The 24,858-nt window shown below is 65.0% G+C and carries 26 protein-coding genes; 19 read left to right on the top strand and 7 right to left on the bottom strand.

Annotated features, from left to right (window positions below; all coding sequences use genetic code 11):
• Positions 1 to 288 (top strand): oxidoreductase dimerization domain-containing protein (locus tag C7401_RS18985; protein WP_507763440.1); only part of this gene is annotated, 288 nt, incomplete at its 5' end.
• A 217-nt stretch (positions 289 to 505) separates the two neighbouring features.
• Here the strand turns inward: C7401_RS18985 and C7401_RS18980 are convergent.
• Positions 506 to 1,078, bottom strand: a complete 573-nt coding sequence (locus tag C7401_RS18980; RefSeq protein WP_042264853.1) for a phasin family protein — start codon at positions 1,076 to 1,078, stop codon at positions 506 to 508.
• A 682-nt stretch (positions 1,079 to 1,760) separates the two neighbouring features.
• Between C7401_RS18980 and pbpG the strand changes: the two genes are divergently transcribed.
• From pbpG to C7401_RS18965, 3 genes are all read left to right on the top strand, one after another.
• The gene (gene pbpG / locus C7401_RS18975; protein ID WP_112172920.1) at positions 1,761 to 2,945 is read left to right on the top strand and encodes a D-alanyl-D-alanine endopeptidase; all 1,185 of its coding nucleotides are present in this window, start codon (positions 1,761 to 1,763) and stop codon (positions 2,943 to 2,945) included.
• Positions 2,946 to 3,196: 251 nt separating this feature from the next.
• The gene (locus C7401_RS45610) at positions 3,197 to 3,490 is read left to right on the top strand and encodes a hypothetical protein (RefSeq protein WP_112172919.1); all 294 of its coding nucleotides are present in this window, start codon (positions 3,197 to 3,199) and stop codon (positions 3,488 to 3,490) included.
• A 3-nt stretch (positions 3,491 to 3,493) separates the two neighbouring features.
• Positions 3,494 to 4,018 (top strand): helix-turn-helix transcriptional regulator, encoded by a 525-nt coding sequence (locus tag C7401_RS18965; protein ID WP_112172918.1) that lies wholly within the window; start codon positions 3,494 to 3,496, stop codon positions 4,016 to 4,018.
• Between the two features lie 95 nt (positions 4,019 to 4,113).
• Here C7401_RS18965 and C7401_RS18960 read toward each other — a convergent pair whose 3' ends face one another.
• Complete coding sequence (locus C7401_RS18960; RefSeq protein WP_112172917.1) at positions 4,114 to 4,914, bottom strand: IclR family transcriptional regulator; 801 nt, start codon at positions 4,912 to 4,914, stop codon at positions 4,114 to 4,116.
• 189 nt (positions 4,915 to 5,103) lie between these two features.
• Here C7401_RS18960 and C7401_RS18955 point away from each other — a divergent pair, with 189 nt between their 5' ends.
• From C7401_RS18955 to iscX, 12 genes are all read left to right on the top strand, one after another.
• Complete coding sequence (locus C7401_RS18955) at positions 5,104 to 5,826, top strand: (Fe-S)-binding protein (RefSeq protein WP_112172916.1); 723 nt, start codon at positions 5,104 to 5,106, stop codon at positions 5,824 to 5,826.
• Between the two features lie 75 nt (positions 5,827 to 5,901).
• Positions 5,902 to 7,338: a lactate utilization protein B gene (locus C7401_RS18950; protein WP_112172915.1), complete on the top strand. Its 1,437-nt coding sequence runs from the start codon at positions 5,902 to 5,904 to the stop codon at positions 7,336 to 7,338.
• 158 nt (positions 7,339 to 7,496) lie between these two features.
• Positions 7,497 to 7,727: a hypothetical protein gene (locus C7401_RS18945; RefSeq protein ID WP_112172914.1), complete on the top strand. Its 231-nt coding sequence runs from the start codon at positions 7,497 to 7,499 to the stop codon at positions 7,725 to 7,727.
• Positions 7,728 to 7,898: 171 nt separating this feature from the next.
• Complete coding sequence (locus C7401_RS18940; RefSeq protein ID WP_112172913.1) at positions 7,899 to 8,381, top strand: low molecular weight protein-tyrosine-phosphatase; 483 nt, start codon at positions 7,899 to 7,901, stop codon at positions 8,379 to 8,381.
• Between the two features lie 155 nt (positions 8,382 to 8,536).
• Entirely contained in the window at positions 8,537 to 9,070 is a 534-nt protein-coding gene (gene iscR / locus C7401_RS18935) for a Fe-S cluster assembly transcriptional regulator IscR (protein WP_065060269.1), read from the top strand.
• A gap of 73 nt (positions 9,071 to 9,143) precedes the next feature.
• Complete coding sequence (locus tag C7401_RS18930) at positions 9,144 to 10,367, top strand: IscS subfamily cysteine desulfurase (protein WP_112172912.1); 1,224 nt, start codon at positions 9,144 to 9,146, stop codon at positions 10,365 to 10,367.
• 98 nt (positions 10,368 to 10,465) lie between these two features.
• Positions 10,466 to 10,870, top strand: a complete 405-nt coding sequence (gene iscU / locus C7401_RS18925; RefSeq protein ID WP_112172911.1) for a Fe-S cluster assembly scaffold IscU — start codon at positions 10,466 to 10,468, stop codon at positions 10,868 to 10,870.
• Between the two features lie 163 nt (positions 10,871 to 11,033).
• On the top strand, positions 11,034 to 11,357 hold the full coding sequence (gene iscA, locus C7401_RS18920) for an iron-sulfur cluster assembly protein IscA (RefSeq protein WP_112172910.1): 324 nt from the start codon (positions 11,034 to 11,036) through the stop codon (positions 11,355 to 11,357).
• An 88-nt stretch (positions 11,358 to 11,445) separates the two neighbouring features.
• Positions 11,446 to 11,994, top strand: coding sequence for a Fe-S protein assembly co-chaperone HscB (hscB, locus tag C7401_RS18915; RefSeq protein WP_112172909.1), 549 nt, complete (start codon positions 11,446 to 11,448; stop codon positions 11,992 to 11,994).
• 85 nt (positions 11,995 to 12,079) lie between these two features.
• A complete protein-coding gene (gene hscA, locus C7401_RS18910) occupies positions 12,080 to 13,951 on the top strand; it encodes a Fe-S protein assembly chaperone HscA (protein WP_112172908.1) in 1,872 nt (623 codons plus the stop codon).
• A 162-nt stretch (positions 13,952 to 14,113) separates the two neighbouring features.
• Positions 14,114 to 14,455 carry an ISC system 2Fe-2S type ferredoxin gene (gene fdx / locus C7401_RS18905; RefSeq protein ID WP_112172907.1) on the top strand — a complete coding sequence of 114 codons (342 nt, stop codon included), beginning with the start codon at positions 14,114 to 14,116 and terminating at the stop codon, positions 14,453 to 14,455.
• 23 nt (positions 14,456 to 14,478) lie between these two features.
• Entirely contained in the window at positions 14,479 to 14,676 is a 198-nt protein-coding gene (gene iscX, locus C7401_RS18900) for a Fe-S cluster assembly protein IscX (protein WP_112172906.1), read from the top strand.
• A gap of 108 nt (positions 14,677 to 14,784) precedes the next feature.
• Here the strand turns inward: iscX and C7401_RS18895 are convergent, their stop codons facing one another.
• From C7401_RS18895 to C7401_RS18875, 5 genes are all read right to left on the bottom strand, one after another.
• Entirely contained in the window at positions 14,785 to 15,510 is a 726-nt protein-coding gene (locus C7401_RS18895) for a glycine zipper 2TM domain-containing protein (RefSeq protein ID WP_112172905.1), read from the bottom strand.
• A 304-nt stretch (positions 15,511 to 15,814) separates the two neighbouring features.
• Positions 15,815 to 17,350, bottom strand: coding sequence for a lysine--tRNA ligase (gene lysS / locus C7401_RS18890; protein ID WP_112172904.1), 1,536 nt, complete (start codon positions 17,348 to 17,350; stop codon positions 15,815 to 15,817).
• Positions 17,351 to 17,555: 205 nt separating this feature from the next.
• A protein-coding gene (gene prfB / locus C7401_RS18885) for a peptide chain release factor 2 (RefSeq protein WP_112172903.1) occupies positions 17,556 to 18,660 on the bottom strand; the annotation gives its coding sequence in 2 pieces (ribosomal slippage) (positions 17,556 to 18,578 and positions 18,580 to 18,660; 1,104 coding nt in all).
• A gap of 106 nt (positions 18,661 to 18,766) precedes the next feature.
• The gene (gene recJ / locus C7401_RS18880) at positions 18,767 to 20,473 is read right to left on the bottom strand and encodes a single-stranded-DNA-specific exonuclease RecJ (protein WP_112172902.1); all 1,707 of its coding nucleotides are present in this window, start codon (positions 20,471 to 20,473) and stop codon (positions 18,767 to 18,769) included.
• A gap of 33 nt (positions 20,474 to 20,506) precedes the next feature.
• Positions 20,507 to 21,616, bottom strand: coding sequence for a regulator (locus C7401_RS18875; RefSeq protein ID WP_112172901.1), 1,110 nt, complete (start codon positions 21,614 to 21,616; stop codon positions 20,507 to 20,509).
• Positions 21,617 to 21,992: 376 nt separating this feature from the next.
• Here C7401_RS18875 and C7401_RS18870 point away from each other — a divergent pair, with 376 nt between their 5' ends.
• Genes C7401_RS18870 through C7401_RS18860 form a run of 3 tightly spaced genes read left to right on the top strand, consistent with a single transcriptional unit; the run spans position 21,993 to position 24,787 of the window.
• A complete protein-coding gene (locus tag C7401_RS18870; protein WP_112172900.1) occupies positions 21,993 to 23,246 on the top strand; it encodes a lipoprotein-releasing ABC transporter permease subunit in 1,254 nt (417 codons plus the stop codon).
• Positions 23,239 to 23,970: a lipoprotein-releasing ABC transporter ATP-binding protein LolD gene (gene lolD / locus C7401_RS18865; protein WP_112172899.1), complete on the top strand. Its 732-nt coding sequence runs from the start codon at positions 23,239 to 23,241 to the stop codon at positions 23,968 to 23,970. Before C7401_RS18870 ends, lolD begins: the two co-directional genes overlap by 8 nt.
• A 28-nt stretch (positions 23,971 to 23,998) precedes the next feature.
• Entirely contained in the window at positions 23,999 to 24,787 is a 789-nt protein-coding gene (locus tag C7401_RS18860) for a TatD family hydrolase (protein ID WP_112172898.1), read from the top strand.
• The last annotated feature ends 71 nt before the right edge of the window (positions 24,788 to 24,858 follow it).

The raw sequence follows: 24,858 nt of genomic DNA, 5'->3' as shown, positions 1-24,858 counted from the left end.
GTGTTCCCGTGGGCCGCATCGGGCCGCGCGATCGCCAACGGCCGCGACGAGGGCTTCACCAAGCTGATCTTCGACGAAGAGACGCATCGCGTGATTGGTGGCGGCATCGTCGGCCTGAATGCGGGCGACCTCATCAGCGAAATGTGCCTCGCCGTGGAAATGGGCGCGGATGCGACCGACATCGGCAAGACGATTCACCCGCACCCAACGCTGGGCGAATCGATCGGCATGGCCGCCGAGTTGTATGAAGGCGTCTGTACCGACCTGCCGCCGCAAAAGAAGAAGTAATGTTGAGCCGCGCCGCCGAACCTGGCGGCGCGCAAGAAGAAACGGCGCACTCCGCGAGGAGTGCGCCGTTTGCGTTTTGGGTACTGGAGCGCCTGAGCGAAAAAAGATTCCCGGTCGTCGACCGGGCAAGTGGCATGCCATGCAGGATGCCGGAGCGTCAGGTGCGGCGCGGGGCGCGGCGCTGTTTCAGTGCGCGCCCCGGTTCAACAGATTACTTTCAGACGGTCTTCTTGGCCGAAGCGGCTGCCGAACGCGAAGCCTGGGCAGCGGCCTTGCTGGCGGCGGCGGTGGCGGCGTTGAAGTTGCTTTCGGCCATTTCCACGGCTTGCTTCGTGGCCTTGTGGACCGTTTCGTAGGTCGTGTTCGCGGCGTTGATAGCCGACTTGATCACGGCGACCGCGGTTTCCGAGCCAGCCGGCGCATTCTTCGCGACGTTGTCGACGAGCGACTGAACCTTGCGGTTCTGCTCTTCGTAGTGGGCTTCGGCGACCTTCGCGAACTCAGCCTGGGTGGCCGAGGCGATTTCATACACGTGACGGCCATACGACAGCAGCTTTTCGGTCAGCGGCTGGGCATAGCTCGTTTGCAGGGCCAGGAATTCCTGCGCGTCCTTCACAGACAGTGCGCGCTGGGCGTGTTCCTGCGATTCCGCCAGATTCGAGCGGACGGCCTGAAGGTTCAATTCGACGAGCTTTTCCACGCCTTCGAAGGCCTTGCCGGTGAGGCCGAACAGGGTTTCGAGGTTGGCTTTCTGGGCAGCGGCGAATTGCTCAGGGGTCAGCAGACTCATGTTTACGCTCCTGGATGGTCAGCGGCCTTCGTGGGTCGCCTGAAGTAAGTGGCACAGCGCTGGTGCTCTGTCGCTCGCTTTGTGCGTCGCAACATTGACTGGATTTTAGGATGCCTCCAAAGAAAGTCAAGCACTTTTGGTGCATCGCACAATGTCGATAATTTATTATTAAACAATCACTTATGCCGCGCGCATCAGGCCCCTGCGACGACGGGCGCCAGGCCCGCCACACAAGGCAGGCCGAGCGCGGGAACGCGGCTTCTGGCAAGATGCGAGATGGATTGGATGGAGGTGCTTGAGGGATTTCACCAAGTGCGTCCACCAGATTCCTACATGGAACGTTAGAGATCCATTGCGGTCGAACGCGCGTCGCGCGGCACGGCGGCACTGGTAGTCAGACAATCTCACCCGTATTTCCCCTCAGATCAAGTTTTGTACGATGCACGCCGTTAACGCAGCTAGCACACCTTGTGTGTGCCGCAAACGTTGGCGAGACACGGCGGCATGGCGAGGGGAGCGGCTTTTCAATTGTCTGCTTCCATTGAATGCGGGAAGTGCATTGGCCTGCTCAATCGGAGGTCATACTTCGGTTTAATGAGCGCCGATAAGTGCTTCAATTTGCGAATTTTTCGTGGTTTTACTACACTTGGCGAACGATCCCGCCGCTCCATCAAGAACACCAATGAAATCCGACAAGCTCCTGTCGTTCTCACTGATGCCGTCGTCGGTTATTAGCACCGCATTGTCGGTGGCTGTATCCGTCGCGATCAGTGCGACGTTCGTGGCGCCTGCGAGTGCTTTTGCTGCATCGCAAGACGCCGCGCCGGCCAAGACGGCCAAGGCCAAAAAGGCCACCAAGAAGGTTGCGAAGGCTGAGCCGGCAACGGCGAAAGCCGTCAAGAAGGCGGGCGCAACCCATACTGTCGCCGCGAAGGACGACGACGCGCGACCGGTGGCTAAAAAGCGCCGTGTCAGCTACACGATGAATGGCCGGCATCATTCGGCCGTGCGTCGCGTCGCGTTCGAGCCGCGCCAGCCGACGGTTGGCCAGGCGTTCGGCCTGCATGACACGCCCGACTCGCTGATGCTGCGCTCCGGCGTCGCCTACGTGGTCGACCAGAACACGCTTGAGCCGCTCTTCGACAAGAACTCGCACGCCGTCGTGCCGATCGCGTCGATCTCGAAGCTCATGACGGCGATGGTCGTGCTCGACTCGAAGGCTTCGCTTTCGGAGCAGATCGAAGTCACCGACGAAGACCGCGACTACGAGAAGAACACGGGCTCGCGCCTCTCGGTGGGCTCGGTGCTCTCGCGCGAGGACATGCTGCATATCGCGCTGATGGCGTCGGAAAACCGCGCGGCTGCGGCGCTCTCGCGCTATTACCCGGGCGGCCGCCCGGCGTTCATCGCGGCGATGAACGCGAAGGCGAAGCAACTCGGCATGACCGATACGCACTTCGAGAATTCCACCGGCCTCACGAGCCACAATGTTGCGACTGCGCGCGATCTCGTGAAGATGGTGAACGCGGCGTATCAGTACCCGATGATCCGCCAGTTCTCGACCGACCGCAGCTACGACGTGTTCACGGGCAAGCGCAATCTGGCCTATAACAGCACGAACGCGCTGGTGCGTAACGCGTCGTGGGATATCGGTCTGCAAAAGACGGGCTTCATCAACGAAGCGGGCGAGTGCCTCGTCATGCAAACCACGATCCACAATCGTCCCGTGATCATGGTGCTGCTCGACTCGAGCGGCAAATATTCGCGCTTCGCCGATGCAACGCGCGTGCGCACGTGGCTCGACAATGGCGGCGCGGAGCAGCAGCCGCGCATCACCAGCGCGGACGCAGGTGGCGCGGGTACCTGAGACCGCGCGCCGCCGGTTTTCGGCCTGACTTTGGCAAACGCCCCGCAATTGCGGGGCGTTTTGTTTTTGGGCGCGTGCCGGCGCGTCCTACGACGATTGGCCGACTGTTTCGGAATCCGGTTCGTCGGCAACATGGCTCGGTGGTTTGTGAACAGGCGCCCGGTCCCGCGTGAGCGCGGGACATCGCGATACGGGCTATTGATGGTTGTCAATTGACAACCAATCTGACGACACATACACTGAGTCTGTCGATGAGACGATTGCACCCGAAGAAAGAGATCGAGGCCGTGCTTGCCTATGCCGAGAAACAGGGTTGGTTAGTTCAACCAGGTAAGGGTAATGGCCGTGGGCACGCGTGGGGAAGAATGTACTGCCCGTATAACGACGCAACCTGTCGCTGTGGGGAGTTTTGCATCACGAGCATCTGGAGCACGCCGCGTAGCGCGGCCAATCATGCCTATGTGCTCAAACGCGTGGTCGACAATTGCGCGACCCACCGAACCAACCCGGCAGCCGCATGCGCGGCGGCCGAAGCGCCGGAGTAACGCATGGACTACCTGTTCACCCTCAAGTACCAGTTGGCCGCCGAAGACAACGATCACGAGGCGCTCGTGGAGCGCCTCGCCGAAGCCGGCTGCGACGACGCAACGATCGGCGTGGGACTGCCGGGCCGCATCGCGCTTGCGTTCACGCGCGAAAGCGGGAACGCGTGGTCGGCATTTTATTCGGCGTTGCAGGACGTGAAGCGGGCCGTGCCGTCCGCACGGCTCGTTGAAGCGGCCCCGGACTTCGTCGGGCTCACCGATGCGGCTGACCTGACCGGCATGTCGCGCCAGAACCTGCGCAAGTTGATGCTTGGGCACGTAGCGGATTTTCCGCAGCCCGTGCACGAGGGCAATCCGTCGCTCTGGCATCTCAGCGACATTCTTGGCTGGCTGAAGGGGCGAGAGGGCTACAGCATCGACCCGGCGTTGCTGGAGACGGCGCGAACGGCCAAGCAGGTCAATCTCGCAAAAGAGGCGCGCGACCTCGACGCGAAGCTGAACCGCAAGCTCGATGAACTGGTTGCGTGAGGAAAGCCTAAGGCGAAAAAAACGGAGGCCTTGCCTCCGCTTTTTCGATACTGACTTTTCGGCGTTGCGTGTTCCGGCAACAACCGCTTTGCGCTTCAGGCGGTTTGAACGTTGCCTTCGGCAGGTTCCGGGTGATAGCCGAGCGACTCGGAAATCGTGAGTGCGGTCTTGCTCAACTGGCCAAGCCACGAATCCTGCAAACGGTCGGCAGGCGCGGAGAGCGAAAGGCCCGCCACCAGCTTGCCGGTGTCGTCGTAAATGCCTGCGGCGATGCAGCGCACGCCCAGTTCGAGCTCTTCGTTGTCGCGCGCGCAGAACTGCTGGCGCACATGGGCAAGCTCGCGCTCGAGGCGGCTGAGGTCGGTGATGCTGTTGCGCGTGTGGCCCGACAGGCCGGTGCGTGTGGCGTAGGCGCGTACGCGGTTCGCTTCGTCGGCGGCGAGAAAGAGCTTGCCGACTGAAGTGAGGTGCAGCGGGGCGCGACCGCCAATGGCACGCACCACCTGCATGCCGGAGCGCTCCGAATAGGCACGTTCTATATAGACGATCTCATCGCCCTGGCGCACGGAGAGATTCACCGTTTGCCCGGTCAGGCGGTGCAGCTCGCGCATTGGCGTGAGCGCCGCGTCGCGAACCGAAAGGCGTGCCTTCACGAGATTGCCGAGTTCGAGCAGCCGCATGCCGAGGCGGTAGGTGCCGGGGTCGGAGCGATCGACGAGACGGCAACTCACCATGTCGTTCAGGATGCGGTGAGCGGTAGAAGGGTGCAGTTCGGTGCGCAGCGCGAGTTCTTTCAGACTGACGGGGTCGCTATGGGCGGCCAGCGCGTCCAGCAGGCGCATCATGCGCTCGATCACCTGAATCGAGGTCTTCGGATCTGGATGGATGTCGCTCATGGGTTCAGATTCGTTTGACGCGTGAGGCGGAAAATCCATTGTATCTCGTATTGTGAAAAAAGTAAGCGCTTGACCGAAGGCGGGCGTTGCGGTGCGGCATGCGTTTTGATGGCCGGATCGGCGCAGACGCGCGTTGGTGACGGCGGCGAAACAGCGGATAATCGGGGACGGTTTTCACGAGGAGTCCCCATGCGAGTCGGTTTGTTCGTCACCTGTCTCATCGACACGATGCGCCCCGAAATTGGCTTTTCGACGCTCAAGCTGCTCGAAGAGGCGGGTTATGAGGTCGTCGTGCCGTCCGCGCAAACCTGCTGCGGTCAACCGGCCTACAACTCCGGCGAGCGTCCACTCGCGCGCGACCTGGCGGAAAAAACGCTGCGCGAGTTTGAGCAATTCGATTACGTCGTGGTGCCTTCGGGCTCGTGCGGCGGCATGATCCGCGTGCATTACGGCGACCTGTTCCGCGACGATCCCGAGTTGATGGCGCGGTACGGCAAGCTGCGCGAGCGCGTCTACGAGCTCACGGATTTCCTCGTCAATGTCGCGAAGGTCACGCTGCCGCAGGGCGGGTTCAGCGGGCCGGTGACCTATCACGATTCGTGCTCGGGCCTGCGCGAGCTTGGCGTGAAGGCGCAGCCGCGCGCGCTGCTCGCCCAGCGCGGCGTCGAGGTCCGGGAGATGAAGGACTGCGAGCACTGCTGCGGCTTTGGCGGCACCTTCGCCGTGAAGTACGGCGACATCTCGACGGCCATCGCGGACGAAAAGTGCGCGAACGTCCAGGCGAGCGGCACGGGCGCCGTGGTGCTCAGCGATCTTGGCTGCATGCTCAACATCGAAGGCCGGCTGCGTCGCACGGGCGACACCACCACGCGCGTGCTGCACATTGCGCAGGTGCTGGCCGGCGACGTGTGATCCGTCGTTCGCCCAGATCGATCACCTCTCCGGAATTCGCCGAACACCGCTCACGCTCACTATCGCCCCGACGCCATGCAAGTCCAATCGATGCAGTTCAAGGCGCGCGCCGGCCAGAAACTGGCCGACCAGCGTCTGCAACACAATCTCAAGAAGCTCTCCACCAAGTTCGTCTCGGCGCGAGCGGAGGCCATCACCGCGATCGACTTTCAGGCCACACGCGCGGCGCTCAAGGCACGGCGCAACCGCGCGCTGGAAAATCTCGATGTCTGGCTCGAACAGTTCGAGACCGAGGCCACGCGGCGCGGTGTGACCGTGCTCTATGCCGAGACCGCGCGTGACGCGGCGAAGCTGGTCGCGGACATCGCGCGCCGCCACGACGTGCGCAAGGTCATCAAGACGAAGTCGATGGTCTCGGAGGAGATGCAGCTCAACACGGTGCTCGCTCAAATGGGCGTGCAGTCCATCGAGACCGATCTCGGCGAATACATCCTTCAGATCAACGACAACGAGCCGCCCAGCCACATCATTGCGCCCGTCGTCCACAAGGACAAGGACGAGATCGCCGATCTGTTCGCGCAGACGCACCACAAGCCGCGCCTGACAGAAATCCCCGACATGACGCGCGAGGCGCGCGAAGTGCTGCGCCCGCATTTCCTTTCGGCGGACATGGGGGTGACGGGCGGCAACTTCCTCGTGGCGGAAACGGGCTCGGTCGTGCTGGTCACCAACGAGGGCAACGAGGGCATGTGCACGGTGATGCCGCGTGTGCACGTGGCGGTCACGGGCATCGAAAAGGTGCTGCCGACTCTCGAAGACCTCGCCACGGCCATGCGCCTGCTGCCGCGGTCGGCAACGGGCCAGGCCACGTCGAACTACTTCTCGGTGCTGACCGGCCCGCGTGGGCCCGAGGACCTGGACGGCCCCGAGCACATGTATGTCGTCCTCGTGGACGGCGGCCGCACGGGGCTGATCGGCGGCGAATTTCAGGAGATGCTGCGCTGCATCCGCTGCGGCGCGTGCATGAATCACTGCCCGGTCTACCAGAAGGTGGGCGGCCACGCGTATGGCTGGGTCTATCCGGGGCCGATGGGTTCGGTGCTCACGCCGAGCTATGTCGGCATCGAGAAGGCGCTCGATCTGCCCCAAGCCGCCACGCTCTGCGGCGAGTGCAACAGCGTTTGTCCGGTGGGCATTCCGCTTTCCGACCTGTTGCGCAAGCTGCGCGAGAAGCAGACGGAGCGGCACTTGCGCCCCTGGCGCGAGCGTGCGGCGCTGGCGGCCTGGGGCTGGCTCGCGTTGCACCCCAGCGTCTACGCGCTGCTCACGAAGCTGGGCGTGCGGGTGCTGGAGCGCATGGGCGGCCAGTCGCGGATCATTCGCAAACTGCCGTTCGTGCGCGGCTGGACGAACGGGCGCGACATGCCCGCGCCGGTCGGGCGCACCTTCCGCGAGTTGTACGCGGCGCGGCAGACGCATCTGGACACGACGAAGCGTCCCGAAGAGGCCTGACGCGCGTCCACAGTCAAGTTTTCTCCGGCAACTATTTAAGCTGGAGCAACAGTGTGTTCGTTCGGGGCGGGTTTTTCCTGATTGCGACTGTCTATATCATCTCGACTGGCGATAGTGCGTCCGCACCCGTCGCCCCACAGTCGAGAGAGAGTCGCATCATGAGAAAGAAAATAACGGTGTACTGGCCGCTGGCGCTGATCGTGCCGCTCGCGGCAATCGCATGGATCCATGCATGGAATACCGCCGAGCAGCAAATGCCGCTCGCCGCCGATCAATTCACGGCCGAGCTCGCGCGCGCCGTGTCGTATGGCCTCGTGGGCAGCGAAGGCAAGGCGCCCGTGAAGGCGATGCGCACCGTCGCGCCGCTGCCGCAGTCGAACACGATCTGATGATCGTCGCGGCGATCTTGCGCTCGCGCCTGCTTGCCCGTGTCGCGTGCGCGGTGCTTGCGCAAGCCGTTCGCCGGAAATCAGGCAGCGCAGCGCGGGTTTCACGCGCTTTGTATAATTAGAGATTCGCCGCCGCGCCTTGAACGCCGGCCCGCACTCCAGCGCCCCACGATGAAAAAGGTTTCCGTCTGCTTCGTTTGCCTTGGCAACATCTGCCGCTCGCCCACGGCCGAGGCCGTGATGCTGCGCCTCGTCGACGAGGCGGGGCTGGCCGGGCGCGTCGAGGTCGACTCGGCGGGCACGGGTGACTGGCACATCGGCGAGGCGCCCGACGAGCGCGCCCAGCGCGCGGGTGGGCAGCGCGGCTATGATCTCGCGCCGCTGCGCGCCCGTCAGATCGCGGACGACGATTTTCGCCGTTTCGACTTGATCGTCGCGATGGACGACGCCAACGTGACGGCGTTGCAGAACCTTTGTCCGCAGACCGAGCGCGACAAGATCCGGCTGCTGATGGAATTTGCACCGCAGGCCGACTCACGCGTGGTCATTGACCCTTATTTCGGCGGCGATGCGGGCTTCGAAGCGGTGCTCGATCAATGCGAGGCCGCCTGCGGGGGCCTGCTCGCGGCATTGCGCCCGCAACTGGTTGATTGAGATGAGCGGCGCGATTCGGTCGAATGCAGCAATCGCGCCACTTTTCGCTATTCGCAACGCACCTAATAACCCAATTCGCAACACGGATACTTGACTAAACTAGTCATGTATTTATACTTGACGAAAATTGTCGAGAATTGCGGTTCCCCTACATCATGAGACTCACCACTAAAGGCCGTTTCGCCGTCACGGCGATGATCGACCTGGCCCTGCGCCAGGAGCAGGGCCCGGTGACGCTTGCGGGTATCAGCCAGCGGCAGCACATCTCGCTGTCTTACCTCGAACAGCTGTTCGGCAAGCTGCGCCGTCATGAAATCGTCGAATCGGTCCGTGGGCCGGGCGGCGGCTACAACCTCGCGCGCCGCGCGGAGGACGTTACGGTCGCGGACATCATCATCGCCGTGGACGAGCCGCTCGATGCCACGCAGTGCGGCGGCAAGGGCGCGTGCGAAGGCACCAAGCAGCACGACGGCCACTGCATGACGCACGAACTCTGGTCGACGCTGAACCAGAAGATGGTCGAGTACCTCGATTCGGTGTCGCTCAAGGACCTGGTGGACAAGCAGCGCGCCCGCGAAGGCGCCGCGCCCACGGTTCTGCGCGACCGCCGCGCCGAGGCGCCGGCGGTCGAGCCGGTGAGGGCGGTGCCGCTAGGGCCGAACTCGATCTTCAACATGGCGGGTTCGTGAGCCGCGAGTTGGGTCAGGCCGCCAGAACGCAATACACAGTACAGCGCAGCACAAAGATTCCCCGGAGCGATAGATGAATAACGACATTCCCCACCTGCCCATTTACATGGATTACAGCGCGACGACGCCCGTCGACCCGCGTGTGGTGGACAAGATGATTCCGTATCTGCGCGAGCAGTTCGGCAATCCGGCGTCGCGCAGCCACGCCTACGGCTGGGACGCGGAGCGTGCCGTCGAGGAAGCGCGCGAGCAGGTCGCGGCGCTCGTCAACGCCGACCCGCGTGAAATCATCTGGACCTCCGGCGCGACCGAATCGGACAACCTCGCGATCAAGGGTGCCGCGCACTTCTACAAGAGCAAGGGCAAGCACATCATCACGGTGAAGACCGAGCACAAGGCCGTGCTCGACACCTGCCGAGAGCTCGAGCGCGAAGGCTACGAAGTCACGTATCTGGACGTCAAGGATGACGGCCTGATCGACCTCGACGTGTTCAAGGCTGCGATTCGCCCCGACACGATCCTCGTTTCCGTCATGCACGTGAACAACGAGATCGGCGTGATCCAGGACATCGAGACGATCGGTGAAATCTGCCGCGAAAAGGGCATCATTTTCCACGTCGACGCCGCGCAATCGACGGGCAAGGCGCCCATCGACCTGCAAAAGCTCAAGGTCGACCTGATGTCGTTCTCGGCGCACAAGACCTACGGCCCGAAGGGCATCGGCGCGTTGTACGTGCGTCGTAAGCCGCGTATCCGTATCGAAGCGCAGATGCACGGCGGCGGTCACGAGCGCGGCATGCGTTCGGGCACGCTGGCGACGCATCAGATCGTCGGCATGGGCGAAGCGTTCCGTCTGGCGCGCGAAGAGATGGCCACGGAAAACGAGCGTATCCGCATGCTGCGCGACAAGCTGCTGCGCGGCTTGCAGGAAATCGAAGAAACCTACGTGAACGGCGACATGGAAAAGCGTGTCCCGCACAACCTGAACATCAGCTTCAACTTCGTCGAAGGCGAGTCGCTGATCATGGCGGTGAAGGACGTGGCGGTGTCGTCGGGCTCGGCGTGCACGTCGGCTTCGCTCGAGCCGTCGTACGTGCTGCGCGCGCTCGGCCGTAACGACGAGCTGGCGCACAGCTCGATCCGCTTCACGGTGGGCCGCTTCACGACCGAGCAGGATGTGGACTACGTCATCAACCTGCTGAAGACGAAGATCGCCAAGCTGCGCGACCTCTCGCCGCTGTGGGAGATGCACAAGGACGGCGTTGACCTGTCGACCATCCAGTGGGCGGCGCACTAAGGCGCACGGGCAGAGTCAGCAACGAACATCGACCCGGCCGCAGCGCAACGAGCAGAGAACTGCATGCAGCGCGGCCAACGAATTGAAGGAGTGTGATCATGGCATATAGCGACAAGGTTCTGGACCACTACGAAAACCCGCGTAACGTCGGCTCGTTCTCGAAGGACGACGACACGGTCGGCACCGGCATGGTCGGCGCACCGGCTTGCGGCGACGTGATGAAGTTGCAGATTCGCGTGGGCGCGGACGGCGTGATCGAAGACGCGAAGTTCAAGACCTACGGCTGCGGCTCGGCCATCGCTTCGAGCTCGCTCGTGACCGAGTGGGTGAAGGGCAAGACGCTCGACCAGGCGCTCTCGATCAAGAACACGCAGATCGCCGAAGAACTGGCGCTGCCGCCGGTGAAGATCCACTGCTCGATTCTCGCGGAAGACGCGATCAAGGCAGCGGTGGCCGATTACCGTCAGCGTCACACGACGGAAGCGAAGGCCGACGCGGCGTAAGCACGCCAGGCGCGCGGCCGCCGCAGTGCGGTGGATGCAGGACGGCGCCGGACCCACGGGTGCGGCGCCGCGGGACTAACGATTTTGGATGCAGCAGGGTTGCGTCGCGGCGCGAGGTAGGGCGAGAGCCAAACCGGACGGCGCGGGGCGCGGCGAAGACGCTATGGCAATTACGTTGACAGAAAAAGCGGCACAGCACGTGCAGAAGTATCTGGTCCGTCGTGGCAAGGGCGTGGGCCTGCGCCTCGGCGTGCGTACGACGGGCTGCTCGGGCCTCGCGTACAAGCTCGAGTACGTCGACGAGCTGGCGGACGAGGACAACGTGTTCGAGAGCTACGGCGTGAAAGTCATCGTCGACCCGAAGAGCCTGGCCTATATCGACGGCACGCAGCTCGACTTCGTGCGCGAAGGGCTGAACGAGGGCTTCAAGTTCAACAACCCGAATGTGAAGGACGAGTGCGGCTGCGGCGAGTCCTTCCGCGTTTGAGTCCGCGCGTAGCGGTGAAAAGGCGGCCTGTGCCGCCTTTTTGATTTTCATGGCCTGTTTCGATGGCCCCACGAGAACGTTTGAACCGATGAGCACGTCTTCCACGCCGTCCCGCTCGCTTTCCGATAGCCATTTCGTGCTGTTCGGACTGACCGAGCAGTTCGAGATCGACGCGAACGCGCTCGACCACGCTTACCGAACGGTGCAGGCGCAGGTGCACCCCGACCGCTTCGCCGCGGCGGGCGAGGCGCAAAAGCGCGTCGCCATGCAATGGGCCACGCGCACGAACGAGGCGTACCAGACGCTGCGCGATCCGCTCAAGCGCGCGAAGTACCTGCTGCATCTGCGCGGCATCGACGTCGGCGCGGAGAACAACACGGCGATGGAGCCCGCGTTCCTCATGCAGCAAATGGAGTGGCGCGAGGCGATTGAAGACGCGGTCGCCGCGAAGAATGTCGACGCGCTCGACACGCTCGCGAGCGAGTTGCGCGACGACGAGCGCGCGCGCTTCACGAAGCTCGCGGCGCTGCTCGACAGCGGCTCGAACCAGCCGGCGGCCGAAGCGGTGCGCCAGCTCATGTTCATCGAGCGCGTAGCGGGCGAGATCGACACGCAGATCGAGCGGCTCGAAGGCTGAAAGTCCAGGCCGCATTCAAGCTGAAACCACGCTGAAACGGATATCGGGCGCTCGCGCCCACCAGGTTAAAAAGCAGATCACACAGATGGCCTTACTGCAAATCTCCGAACCCGGCATGGCGCCGGCGCCGCATCAGCGGCGACTCGCTGTCGGCATCGACCTCGGCACGACGAACTCGCTGGTCGCCGCGGTGCGCAGCGGCGTGCCCGACGTGCTGCCCGACGAGCACGGCCACGCGCTGCTGCCGTCGGTCGTGCGCTATCTCGCGAACGGCGGCCGCCGCATCGGCCGCACGGCGAAGGCGGAAGCGGCCACCGACCCGCGCAACACGATCGTCTCGGTCAAGCGTTTCATGGGCCGCGGCAAATCCGACGTCGAAGGCGCGGCCAATGCGCCTTATGACTTCGTCGACGCGCCGGGCATGGTGCAGATCCAGACCGTGGACGGCGTGAAGAGCCCGGTCGAAGTCTCTGCGGAAATTCTCGCGACGTTGCGCCAGCGCGCTGAAGACACGCTCGGCGACGAACTCGTCGGCGCGGTCATCACGGTGCCCGCGTATTTCGATGAAGCCCAGCGCCAGGCCACCAAGGATGCCGCGCGCCTCGCGGGCCTGAACGTGCTGCGTCTGCTCAACGAGCCGACCGCGGCGGCGATCGCCTACGGTCTCGACAACGGCGCCGAAGGGCTTTACGCGGTCTACGACCTCGGCGGCGGCACCTTCGACCTGTCGATCCTCAAGCTCACGAAGGGCGTGTTCGAAGTGCTCGCGGCGGGCGGCGACTCCGCGCTTGGCGGCGACGATTTCGACCATGCGCTGTTCGACTACGTGCTGGAGCAGGGCGGCATCGAGCGTGCGACGCTCGCGCCCGAAGACGTGCGCCTTCTGCTCGATCGCGTGCGCGACGCGAAGGAAGTGCTCTCGTCGGCACCCGAGGCGCGCATCGAAGTCACGCTCTCGAATGGCAAGGCGATCGCATTGACGATCGACGAGCCGCGTTTCGAGGCGCTCACGCAGGCGCTCGTGCAGCGCACCCTCACGCCGACGAAGAAGGCGCTGCGTGACGCGAAGGTTGCATCGAAGGACGTGAAGGGCGTGGTGCTGGTGGGCGGTGCGACGCGCATGCCCGTGATCCGCCGCGCCGTGGAGCAGCACTTCGGCCAGGCGCCGCTCACGAATCTGGACCCGGACCAGGTGGTCGCGCTCGGCGCGGCGATCCAGGCCGACCTGCTCGCGGGCAACCGCGGCGGCGAGGACGACTGGCTGCTGCTCGACGTGATCCCGCTCTCGCTGGGCGTGGAGACGATGGGTGGCCTGGTCGAAAAGATCATCCCGCGCAACTCGACCATTCCGGTCGCGCGCGCACAGGACTTCACGACCTTCAAGGACGGCCAGACGGCCATGGCGATCCACGTGGTGCAGGGCGAGCGTGAGCTCGTGGCCGACTGCCGGTCGCTCGCGCGCTTCGAGCTGCGCGGCATTCCGCCGATGGCCGCGGGCGCGGCGCGCATTCGCGTGACCTACCAGGTGGACGCGGACGGCCTGCTTTCCGTGTTCGCGCGCGAGCAGCATTCGGGTGTGGAGGCGTCGGTGGTGGTGAAGCCGTCCTACGGTCTCGCCGATGACGACGTGGCCCGCATGCTCGAAGACAGCTTCAAGACCGCCGAAGTCGACATGCGCGCCCGCGCGCTGCGCGAGGCCCAGGTCGAGGCGCAGCGCATCATCGAAGCGACGCACGCTGCGTTGGGCGCCGATGGCGAGTTGCTCGACGACGCGGAGCGCGCCGAGGTCGACACCCTGATCGGGGCACTCGCGCAAGTTGCCCAGGGCGACGATGCGGGCGCGATCGAAGCGGCGACGAAGTCGCTCTCCGAAGGCACCGACGAATTCGCCGCGCGCCGCATGGACAAGGGCATCAAGCGCGCGCTGGCGGGCAAGAAGCTCGACGAGATCGGCTAAGAAGAACGCGGTCGGGCGCGCGGCGCTTGCATGGGCAAACGCCGCCGCGTGTGCGTGCTTTCCCGATGCAGGCAAGCGCGCGACCCCAGTAGAATGGGCACATGCCGCCGTCGAAGGCGGGGCATGCGCCCGATATGAAAGTTATTGGATACGGAAATCACAATGCCTCAAATCGTGGTGCTGCCTCATGTCGAACTGTGCCCAGAGGGCGCGGTTATCGACGCCAAGCCGGGCGAGAGCGTGTGCGACGCGCTGCTCGAACACGGCATCGAAATCGAGCACGCTTGTGAGAAGTCGTGCGCCTGCACGACCTGTCACGTGATCGTGCGCGAGGGTTTCAACGCGCTCGAGCCGTCCGAGGAAGACGAGGACGATCTGCTCGACAAGGCGTGGGGCCTGGAGCCGACGTCGCGGCTGTCGTGCCAGGCACTCGTGCCTGAGAACGACGACCTGGTGGTCGAGATCCCGCGTTACTCGATCAACCACGCGAAGGAAAACCACTGAGCCAACAAGAGGAGCGGGCAGCCATGAAATGGACCGATACGCAGGACATCGCGATGGCGTTGACGGACACCCATCCGGAAGTGGATCCGCAATACGTACGCTTCACCGATCTGCACCGCTGGATCACTGAGCTGGACGGTTTCGACGACGACCCCGAGCGTTCGAACGAGAAGATTCTCGAAGCGATCCAGGCCGCGTGGATCGAGGACGCGGACTACTGATCCCGCGACGGCGCCCACTTGGGGCAGTCAATGAAAAAGGCGATTCGCTGATGGCGAATCGCCTTTTTTCTTGTGCCGCGCCCGAATCGAGCGCGTCAGGTCACATCGTCAAGCCGCCACCAGGGCGCCGTTTTCCACGCGCACGCGCTGACCTTGCTGGAACGGCGGCGCCTGGTGGTAGGTGAAGTAGCGCGTCTTGCCGTTCTCCATATGCACGCGCACCGAATAGCTCGTCGTGCTGCGCAGGTGCTTTTCGACCGAGTTGCCCGCGAGGCCGCCGCCCAGCGCGCCAAGCAGCGTCATGGCGGTACGGCCGTTGCCCGCGCCGAACTGGTTGCCGACCACACCGCCCGCCACGGCGCCGCCTACCGCGCCAATGCCCGTGCCATGGCCTTCTTGCTTGACCTCGGAAATCGCTTCGACCGTGCCGCACGACCCGCACACGGCCTGGGCGGGCTGCGCTTCCTGTGCGTACTGCTGCGAAGACTGCGGTGGCTGGCCGTACTGCTGCGCGGGCGCGGCAACGGGCGCCTGGGCCTGCCGCGGCGCTTGTTGTGGCGCTTGCTCCTGCTCAGCCGGCGCATTCTGGGCGTTTTGCGCGTACTGCGAGGCTTGCACCGGTTTCGTCGAATCGACGACTTCCGGCTGCGAGGCCGTCATCGCCGTCTGGCCGGTCTGAACCTGCGCGGTCTGCTCGGCGGTGCTGGAAGCTTTCGGGAAAACGCCGGTAATCGCCGCCGTGGCTGCAAGGCTCGCGACGATGACGGCCGCCGCCGCAGTTGCGATCAGTGGATGCAGGCGGCGCTTCTGTGTGGTCGGATCAGGTGTGTTCATCAATGGCTCCGTCTTTTGCAGAGTTGGCTCTCTTGTGAGACCCAGTGTGAGCCAATCGGATTGCCTGGGCGTTTCAATTTGTAACCCGGCGCCGTGACGGCAGAGGGGCAAAAAGGGGGCGATCTTCGCGCAGCATTGCACAGCGCGGTTTTTCACACTGTCGCAATCGGCATGCCCGCTTCTGGTGCGGTGCAGGGCAGCAGCTTTTACCGATGGTTACAAACTTCCAGCGAATCCGCAAATGAAAAACGGGGCGCATGCGGAATGAGCCGCATGCGCCCCGTTCGGGCAAAAGCCGTGTCGCTTAGTCTTCGCGGCGCAGGTGCGGGAAGAGGATCACGTCGCGGATGCTGGCGCTGTCCGTGAGCAGCATGATCAGGCGGTCGATGCCGATACCGCAGCCGCCCGTCGGGGGCATGCCGTACTCGAGCGCGCGGATGTAGTCGGCGTCGTAGAACATGGCTTCTTCGTCACCGGCGTCCTTCTGCTCGACCTGCTTCTTGAAGCGGGCGGCCTGGTCTTCCGGATCGTTGAGCTCCGAGAAGCCGTTGGCGATCTCGCGGCCCGTGATGAAGAGCTCGAAACGCTCGGTGATGCCCGGCAGCGTGTCCGAGGCGCGCGCGAGCGGCGAGACTTCGACCGGGTAGTCGATGATGTAGGTCGGTTCCCACAGTTGTGACTCGGCGGTCTCTTCGAACAGCGCCAGTTGCAGCGCGCCCACGCCCGCGTTGAGGAACTGCGGCTGGTTCGCGTCCACGCCGAACTTCTTGAGTTCCGTGCGCAGGAAGGCCGCGTCGGCAAGCTGCTCGTTCGTGTATTGCGGCGCGTACTTCTGGATGGCCTGCACGATCGTCAGGCGATGGAACGGCTTCGACAGATCGAGTTCGCGGCCTTGGTACGTGAGCACGGCGGTGCCCGATGCGTCGATCGCGGCCTGGCGGATCAACTGCTCGGTGAAGTCCATGAGCCACGTGTAGTCGGTGTACGCGGCGTAGAACTCCATCATCGTGAATTCCGGATTGTGACGCGGCGAAACGCCTTCGTTACGGAAATTCCGGTTGATTTCGAACACGCGCTCGAAGCCGCCCACGACCAGGCGCTTCAGATACAGCTCGGGCGCGATACGCATGAACATCTGCATGTCGAGCGCGTTGTGGTGCGTGACGAACGGCTTGGCCGCCGCGCCGCCCGGGATCGGGTGCAGCATCGGCGTTTCGACTTCCATGAAGCCCGCGTCGGCCATGAAGCGGCGCACCGAGGAGATGGCCTTGGTGCGCGCGACGAACGTATCGCGCGCTTCGGGCGTGACGATCAGGTCGACGTAGCGCTGGCGATAGCGCATTTCCTGGTCCGAAAGACCGTGGAACTTGTCCGGCAGCGGACGCAGCGACTTCGACAGCAGGCGCAGTTCGGTGACGCGCACCGAGAGTTCGCCCTTGTTGGTACGGAACAGCACGCCCCTGGCCGCGACGATGTCGCCCAGGTCCCACTTCTTGAACGCGTCGTAGGTCGTCTCGCCCACGTCGGCGGGCGTGATGAAGAACTGGATCTGGCCCGAGCCGTCGCGCACCGTGGCGAAGCTTGCCTTGCCCATCACGCGCTTGAGCATCATGCGGCCGGCGATCGCCACGTCGAGCGGTTTCGCTTCGAGTGCGTCCTTGTCGGTATCGGCGTAGTCGCGTTGCAGGTCGGCGGCGTGGTGGGTCGGGCGGAAGTCGTTCGGATAGGCGACGCCTGCCTCGCGCAGTGCGCGCAGTTTCTCGCGGCGCTCGGCGATGATCTGGTTGTCGTCGAGTTCGGGCGCGGCGCTGGGCGCGTTCTGCTGGGTCGGTTCGGTCATGATGGCTCGGTGTTCTTTGATTCGCGGGTGTTTCGGCGAGTGTTCGGGGCGGCGGCCCCGGTGTGGTCCTTCGCGGGACACGGCGCGCATGGCGCGCAACAAGCGGACTTCGATTCCCGCTGTGCGCGCCTCGCAGTGAATGCGGGCGGCACGGCGGGAAAGGGCGGCATGCGATGCAATGCAGCGCCCGTGGCGCGCAAGAAGCTTACACGCCCTGTTTCAGGCTTGCGCTGATGAAGGCGTCGAGATCGCCGTCGAGCACGGCCTTGGTGTTGCTGATTTCGACGTTCGTGCGCAGATCCTTGATGCGGCTGTTGTCGAGCACGTAGGAGCGGATCTGGTGGCCCCAGCCCACGTCCGACTTGCCCGCTTCGAGCTTGTCCTGTTCCGACTGGCGCTTGCGCATTTCGGCTTCGTACAGGCGCGATTTCAGCATGGCCATCGCTTCGGCGCGGTTGCGGTGCTGCGAGCGGTCGTTCTGGCACTGCACGACGATGCCCGACGGAACGTGCGTGATACGCACGGCGGAGTCGGTCTTGTTGATGTGCTGACCGCCCGCGCCGGAAGCGCGGTAGGTGTCGATGCGCAGATCGGCCGGATTGACTTCGATCTCGAACGAGTCGTCGATTTCCGGATATACGAACACCGACGAGAACGACGTGTGACGGCCGCCCGACGAGTCGAACGGCGACTTGCGCACGAGCCGGTGAATGCCGGTTTCGGTGCGCAGGAAGCCATAGGCGTATTCGCCCTCGACCTTGATCGTCGCGCTCTTGATGCCGGCCACGTCGCCTTCGGACTCTTCGAGCACTTCGGTCTTGAAGCCCTTGCGTTCGCAGTAGCGCACGTACTGGCGCAGCAGCATCGACGCCCAGTCGCAGGCCTCGGTGCCGCCCGCGCCCGCCTGGATGTCGATGAACGCGTTATTCGGGTCGGCCGGATTCGCGAACATGCGGCGGAACTCGACGTCGGCTACGCGCTTTTCGATCTCCTGGGCGTCGCTTTCGATGGAGACGAGGGTGTCCTCATCGCCTTCCTCGCGAGCCATCTCGAAGAGGTCCTGCGTGTCGCGCGTGTCGTTCTCGATGCCGTCGAGCACGTGCACGACGCCTTCGAGCAGCTTCTTTTCCTTGCCGAGACCCTGGGCGTGCTTGGAGTCGTTCCAGACGTTGGGGTCTTCGAGTTCGCTATTGACTTCGACGAGCCGTCGGGCTTTTACGTCGTAGTCAAAGATACCCCCGTAGCTCGCCTGCGCGCGCGCGCAGGTCCGCCAAAAGGGCTTCGATCGCGTTGAGACGTTCCGCTTCCATTTGTGTCGTGATCCGGCGTGTAAAACATTGAATTATAGCTGATTGCACCCGGATCAAGGGCGGCGCGGACCAATTGAAGGCCCGCGCCCGTGCGCTCGAAGCGCGCTCAGAGCGCGGCGTGCTCCACGACGAGCTGCACGCGCGAAACACCGTTCCAGGTGTCGCGCACGAGCCGGTAGGCGACCGTGGTGTGTTGCGGCAGCGACTCGGTGTGGTTGAACCAGATCGCGTTGAAGCGCTGGCGCCCGCGCAGCAGTTGCAGCTTGAGGTGCTTGTCCTTCACGAGCGCCTGCGAGGCCACCTCGAATTCGCCTGAAAACACCGGCGCGGGGAAGCCCTGGCCCCACACGGCGGCGTCGAGCATCTCCACGAAATCGGGCGTGAAGTAGGCGTCTTCGAGATCGCCGTCGGTTTCCACCGTGCGCGCGAGCGCTTCCTCGGTGAGCCATTCGCGGGCCACGCGCTCGAACGCGGCGGCGAAGCGCGGCACGTCGGCGGCGGCGATCGTCATGCCTGCGGCCATGGCGTGGCCGCCGAACTTGTGGATCAGGCCCGGCTCGCGCTTGCTGATGAGATCGACGGCGTCGCGCAGATGGAAACCGGGGATCGAACGGCCCGAGCCTTTCACGAGCTCGCCGCCGTCATCGGCGGGCGCGAAGGTGAAGGACGGCCGGTGGAAGCGCTCCTTGAGCCGCCCCGCGACGATGCCGATCACGCCCTGGTGCCAGCTTTCGTTGAACAGCGTGAGCGTGGCCTTGCCTTCTGGATCGACATCGGCGAGATCGGCGAGCGCCTGCTGCTGCATGCCGGCCTCGATTTCGCGGCGTTCGCGGTTCATCGAATCGAGCTGCTGCGCGAGTTCCCACGCGCGGCCCACGTCGTCGGTGGTCAGGCACTCGATGCCGAGCGACATGTCCGAGAGGCGACCGGCCGCGTTCAGGCGCGGGCCTAGCGCGAAGCCGAAGTCGAAGCCCGACGCGCTTTTCGCGTCGCGACCCGCCGCGCGAAAGAGCGCCGCGATGCCCGGCTGCATGCGGCCGTTGCGCACGCGCTGCAAGCCCTGCGCGACGAGCACGCGGTTGTTGCCGTCGAGCTTCACGACGTCGGCGACGGTGCCGAGCGCGACGAGATCGAGCAGACCGTCGAGGCGCGGTTCGGGCTTGCCGTCGCTGAAGGCGCCGCGCTTGCGCAACTCGGCACGCAGCGCGAGCAGCGTATAGAACATGACGCCCACGCCCGCGATGCACTTGCTCGGGAACTCGCAACCCGGCTGGTTCGGATTGACGATGGCGCGCGCGTCGGGGAGCGTGTCGCCGGGCAGGTGGTGGTCGGTCACGAGCACTTCGATGCCCAGTTCGTTCGCCGCGTCCACGCCTTCGACGCTGGCAATGCCGTTGTCCACCGTGATCAGGACATCGGGCGGGCCGCCTTTACGTTGCGCGGCGAGCGCGACGATCTCGGGCGTGAGGCCGTAGCCATACTCGAAACGGTTCGGCACGAGATAGTCGATCTGCGCGCCGAACATGCGCAGGCCGCGCACGGCCACGGCGCAGGCGGTCGCGCCGTCACAGTCGTAGTCGGCGACCACGAGCATGCGGCAGTCGGCTTCGAGGGCGTCGGCAAGCAGCGCGGCGGCTTCTTCGAGGCCTTTCATGCTCGTGGGCGGAATCAGGCGAGCGAGGCCGGTTTCGATCTCGTCGGGCTGGCAGACGCCGCGCGAGGCGTAGAGGCGGGCGAGCACCGGGTGCAGGCCGTGGCGCACGAGCGCTTCAGTGTCGGCGGGCGAGCAGGCGCGAGTGACGATTCGGGTCATGCGGGGCGTTGAGTGAAAGAGGTCATTCGATGATCATTCGACGAAAAGCGACGCGAACAGGCGGCGTCGCCAGAATTTGCGCAGGTCGCCGCGCGTGATGGAGAGCGTGACCGAGCCGGTGTCGCCGCACAGCGTGAGGTCGAGCGCACCGAGCGCGCCCGTTTGCAGCGCCGTGAGCGCGGGCGCGAACCAGTCGCGCTCCAGTTGCGCGAACGCGGCGTTCCAGCGGCCCCAGTCCTGCTGGATGAAGGCGGCGGAGAAGGGATCGAGTTCGACGAGCGTGGCTCCGGCCCCCGACCCATTGTTGAGCGAGGCCGTGAGCGCTGCGAAGGTGGCGGGCGCCGGGCCCACTTGCGACTTCGCGGCGAGCGCGAGGCCGCGCGTGGCGGCCGCATCGGAACGCACGCGCGCGAACGGGCTCGTCACGGTGCGCAGCACGCCCTGCGCGTGAAACCAGATCGAGTTGACCGCGGGCAGACCGCGCGCCTCGCGTGCCTCGTTCACCGGGTGCTCGAACCACGCCATCTGCACTTCGTTCTGCACTTTCATCCAGGCGCGCGAACGCTGGCCGGAATGGGCTTCGTGCGGCAGCCAGATTTCGATATTGCGGCCGCTCGCCCGCAAGGGCGAAGCGCCCGCGAGCGTGCCGAACGCATCCGACGAGAGATACCAGCGCTGCGGCGTGGGCGCCTCGACGCGCACGCCGAGCTCTTCGATCAACGGTTTGGCAATCGTGTAGAGCGTGGCGGCGTCGGCGTCGGCGAGTTCCAGCGACGCCGGGTCGATCAGCACGAGGTGATCGTGCGCGATACGCACGTGCACGGGCTGCACGCACGCCCAGATGTCGTCGCCAGGCGTGCCGCCGTCGGCGAGCAGCATGTAGGGGGCGAGCGGCGCTTCGTCGTCGGCGGCCGGCGCGGGATTCGCGCTGAGCGCGCCGAACTGGCGCGCAACCCAGCGCTCGTGCGGCAGCGTGCGCTGAAAGTCCTCGCCGATCACCTGTTCGCCGAGCGTCGCGCGCGCAACCAGTTTCGCGAGCGCCGGGAATTCGAGGCCCGCGAGCGCGGTGGAGGCGGCCGCCGCGGAGGGCAGGGCAAACGGGACGAGAAGATGAAGTCGGTCGGCGGGCATGATGGTGCGCATTGTACTTCGGCGCTCCGCGCGCCGGGTGCGGGCGCCGTTGCCTGGCCGGTGCGTCTTGCGTGTGCGCCTCGCGGGCGCCTTCGTATCCCGGCTGCGGCACTTGTGGCCGAAAAGCGGCTCGAAGGAAAGAACGGGCGAAGCGCGCGAGGCATGGGGAACGCGTTGCGCATCAACGAGCCATCTCGCGCGAAAGTCCGTGAAGTGCCGCCAGTGTGGCAAACTTCGCGCTTGGTCGTTGCCCGACCCGGCACGATATTCTCCGGCCGTCCGGCGCACTGGCCCCAGGCCAAAACGCCGCCGCAAGGGCGCTCCGCCAGAGGGCCCGCCGCCAGAGGGCGCGCCGCCGGAGCGCAACGAAGACGCAAAAAGGAATCGCTTGAAACTTCCCTACGAATGGCAGATAGGCTGGCGCTACACCCGCGCCGGCAAGCGCACGACCGGCAACGGTTTCATCTCGTTCATCGCGCTCGTTTCGATGTCGGGCATCGCGCTCGGCGTCGCGGCGCTGATTGTCGTGCTCTCCGTGATGAACGGGTTCCAGCGCGACGTGCGCGACCGCATGCTCTCCGTGCTCGCGCACATCGAGATCTTTTCGCCCACGGGCACGATGCCCGACTGGCAGCTCACCGCGAAGGAAGCCAGGACCAATCCCGAAGTGATCGGCGCGGCGCCCTACGTGGACGCCCAGGCGCTGCTCACGCGCGGTGACAGCGTAAACGGCGTCGCGCTGCGCGGCGTCGAGCCCTCCGAGGAGCCGCAGGTCTCGGACATCGGCAAGGAAATGAAGGCGGGGAGCTTGAACAATCTCACGCCTGGCAGCTTCGGCATCGTGCTCGGCGCGGATCTCGCGGTGAACCTCGGCGTGGCGGTGGGCGACAAGGTCACGCTCGTCGCGCCCGAGGGCTCGATCACGCCCGCGGGCATGTTGCCGCGCCTGAAGCAGTTCACGGTGGTGGGCGTGTTCGAGTCGGGCCACTACGAGTACGACAGTACGCTTGCGCTCGTGAATATCCGCGACGCCGAAGTGCTCTATCGCCTGGGCGCGCCAAGCGGCGTGCGCCTGCGTCTAAAGGACATGCAGCGTGCGCCGGCGGTGGCGCGCCAGCTCGTGCATACGCTGTCCGGTGACCTCTATATCCGCGACTGGACGCAGCAGAACAAGACGTGGTTCTCGGCCGTGCAGATCGAAAAGCGCATGATGTTCATCATCCTCACGCTCATCATCGCGGTCGCGGCGTTCAATCTCGTTTCGTCTCTCGTCATGACCGTCACCAACAAGCAGGCCGATATCGCGATCCTGCGCACGCTCGGCGCGCAGCCGGGCTCGATCATGAAGATTTTCGTCGTGCAGGGCGTGACGATCGGCTTCGTGGGCACGGGCATCGGCATCGCGCTCGGCTGCCTGATCGCGTGGAGCATTCCCTGGAGCGTGCCGGCGATCGAGCATCTGCTCGGCGTCCAGTTCCTGCCGCCTTCGGTGTATTTCATCAGCGAGTTGCCTTCGGAGCTCGTGGCATCGGATGTGATCCGCATCGGCGTGATCGCGTTCGTGCTGTCCGCGCTCGCCACGCTCTATCCGAGCTGGCGCGCGGCCAAGGTTCGTCCCGCGGAGGCGCTGCGCTATGAATGACCGTCAATCGCTGATCGCCGCGGCAGGCGACTATCCGTACGTGCTCGAAGCGTATGGCGTTTCGAAGGTGTTCGGCCAGGGCGCGCTTGCCGTGCAGGTGCTGCACGACACCGACCTCAAGGTGAAGCGCGGCGAGAAGCTCGCCGTGGTGGGCGCCTCGGGCTCGGGCAAGAGCACGCTGCTGCATGTGCTGGGCGGCCTCGACGAGCCGGGCGCGGGCAAGGTGTCCGTGCTGGGCAAGCCGTTCACGGAGCTTTCCGAGCGCGAACGCAACGAGTTGCGCAATCGCGCGCTGGGCTTCGTTTATCAGTTCCACCATCTGCTGCCCGAGTTCTCGGCGCTCGACAACGTGGCGATGCCGCTGCGCATTCGCCGCATGACGCAGGAAGCCGCGCGCGCCGAGGCGATGGCGATACTCGAGCGCGTGGGTCTCTCGCATCGCGCGCGCAACCGGCCGGGCGAGCTTTCGGGCGGCGAGCGCCAGCGCGTGGCGATCGCGCGCGCGCTCGTGACCAAGCCCGCCTGCGTGCTGGCCGACGAGCCCACGGGCAACCTGGACGGCGGCACGGCCGACACCGTGTTCAATCTCATGCTCGAACTTTCCGATCAGTTCGATACGAGCTTCGTGATCGTGACGCACGACCCCGATCTCGCGGCGCGGTGCGATCGCATCGTGCGCTTGCGCGACGGCATGCTGCACGAGGAGCCGGTTGTGCCGGTCTGAGTTGCTGAGTCGTTAAACGAGCCCCGCCATGTGGATCGACACACACTGCCATCTCGACGCCGCCGAATTCGACGCCGACCGCGACGCGGTCGCGCAGTCCGCGCGCGCGGCGGGCGTGTCGCGCATCGTGATTCCGGCGGTGGCGCGCGAGAACTTCGCGACGGTGCGTGCGCTCGCGCATCGCACCGAAGGCGCCGTCTACGCGCTCGGCATCCATCCGCTCTACACGCCGCAGGCGCGCGACGAAGACCTCGACGCCTTGCGCCGCGAGATCGAGGCGAGTCTCGACGATCCGCGTTTTGTCGGCATCGGCGAGATCGGGCTCGACTACTTCGTGCCGGGCCTCGACGAAGCGCGCCAGCAGCACTTCTATGACGCGCAGTTGCGCCTTGCGCGCGAGTTCGGCTTGCCGGCGATCTGCCATGTGCGCAAGTCGCAGGACCAGGTGCTCAAGGGCTTGCGCCGCAACGGCGTGACGACCGGCATTGCGCATGCGTTCAACGGCAGTTTCCAGCAGGCGCGCGCGTTCATCGACCACGGCATGCATCTGGGCTTCGGCGGCAATGTCACGTTCGAGCGTGCCTTGCAGATCCGCAGGCTCGCGGAGCAATTGCCGCTCGACGCGATCGTCATGGAAACCGACGCGCCCGATATCGCGCCTTCATGGCGCTACCGCGAGCGCAACACGCCCGACCAGGTGCCGCGCATCGGCGCCGTGCTCGCGGGCTTGCGGGGCTTGAGCGCCGAGGCGCTTGCCCTTGGCACAACGGCTAACGCGGCGGCCGCGCTGCCGCGGCTCGCGCTTTCGTCTGCATAATCGTTGCCTGGGTGGTGTGCGCGGCAAGCGTGCCGCGTGGCGTGACTGACGCCTTTCGCCCCCTCGTTGCA

The sequence above is a fragment of the Paraburkholderia unamae genome (assembly GCF_003268775.1).
GTDB classification, from domain to species: Bacteria; Pseudomonadota; Gammaproteobacteria; order Burkholderiales; family Burkholderiaceae; genus Paraburkholderia; species Paraburkholderia unamae.
Note: the sequence above shows the minus strand (reverse complement) of the source record. Positions and strands in the feature narration are given on the sequence as shown.

Bases quoted from the DNA above. Each gene is read 5' to 3' on its own strand.
- C7401_RS18980 (WP_042264853.1), bottom strand. From the start codon at position 1,078: ATGAGTCTGCTGACCCCTGAGCAATTCGCCGCTGCCCAGAAAGCCAAC.
- pbpG (WP_112172920.1), top strand. From the start codon at position 1,761: ATGAAATCCGACAAGCTCCTGTCGTTCTCACTGATGCCGTCGTCGGTT.
- C7401_RS45610 (WP_112172919.1), top strand. From the start codon at position 3,197: ATGAGACGATTGCACCCGAAGAAAGAGATCGAGGCCGTGCTTGCCTAT.
- C7401_RS18965 (WP_112172918.1), top strand. From the start codon at position 3,494: ATGGACTACCTGTTCACCCTCAAGTACCAGTTGGCCGCCGAAGACAAC.
- C7401_RS18960 (WP_112172917.1), bottom strand. From the start codon at position 4,914: ATGAGCGACATCCATCCAGATCCGAAGACCTCGATTCAGGTGATCGAG.
- C7401_RS18955 (WP_112172916.1), top strand. From the start codon at position 5,104: ATGCGAGTCGGTTTGTTCGTCACCTGTCTCATCGACACGATGCGCCCC.
- C7401_RS18950 (WP_112172915.1), top strand. From the start codon at position 5,902: ATGCAAGTCCAATCGATGCAGTTCAAGGCGCGCGCCGGCCAGAAACTG.
- C7401_RS18945 (WP_112172914.1), top strand. From the start codon at position 7,497: ATGAGAAAGAAAATAACGGTGTACTGGCCGCTGGCGCTGATCGTGCCG.
- C7401_RS18940 (WP_112172913.1), top strand. From the start codon at position 7,899: ATGAAAAAGGTTTCCGTCTGCTTCGTTTGCCTTGGCAACATCTGCCGC.
- iscR (WP_065060269.1), top strand. From the start codon at position 8,537: ATGAGACTCACCACTAAAGGCCGTTTCGCCGTCACGGCGATGATCGAC.
- C7401_RS18930 (WP_112172912.1), top strand. From the start codon at position 9,144: ATGAATAACGACATTCCCCACCTGCCCATTTACATGGATTACAGCGCG.
- iscU (WP_112172911.1), top strand. From the start codon at position 10,466: ATGGCATATAGCGACAAGGTTCTGGACCACTACGAAAACCCGCGTAAC.
- iscA (WP_112172910.1), top strand. From the start codon at position 11,034: ATGGCAATTACGTTGACAGAAAAAGCGGCACAGCACGTGCAGAAGTAT.
- hscB (WP_112172909.1), top strand. From the start codon at position 11,446: ATGAGCACGTCTTCCACGCCGTCCCGCTCGCTTTCCGATAGCCATTTC.
- hscA (WP_112172908.1), top strand. From the start codon at position 12,080: ATGGCCTTACTGCAAATCTCCGAACCCGGCATGGCGCCGGCGCCGCAT.
- fdx (WP_112172907.1), top strand. From the start codon at position 14,114: ATGCCTCAAATCGTGGTGCTGCCTCATGTCGAACTGTGCCCAGAGGGC.
- iscX (WP_112172906.1), top strand. From the start codon at position 14,479: ATGAAATGGACCGATACGCAGGACATCGCGATGGCGTTGACGGACACC.
- C7401_RS18895 (WP_112172905.1), bottom strand. From the start codon at position 15,510: ATGAACACACCTGATCCGACCACACAGAAGCGCCGCCTGCATCCACTG.
- lysS (WP_112172904.1), bottom strand. From the start codon at position 17,350: ATGACCGAACCGACCCAGCAGAACGCGCCCAGCGCCGCGCCCGAACTC.
- recJ (WP_112172902.1), bottom strand. From the start codon at position 20,473: ATGACCCGAATCGTCACTCGCGCCTGCTCGCCCGCCGACACTGAAGCG.
- C7401_RS18875 (WP_112172901.1), bottom strand. From the start codon at position 21,616: ATGCGCACCATCATGCCCGCCGACCGACTTCATCTTCTCGTCCCGTTT.
- lolD (WP_112172899.1), top strand. From the start codon at position 23,239: ATGAATGACCGTCAATCGCTGATCGCCGCGGCAGGCGACTATCCGTAC.
- C7401_RS18860 (WP_112172898.1), top strand. From the start codon at position 23,999: ATGTGGATCGACACACACTGCCATCTCGACGCCGCCGAATTCGACGCC.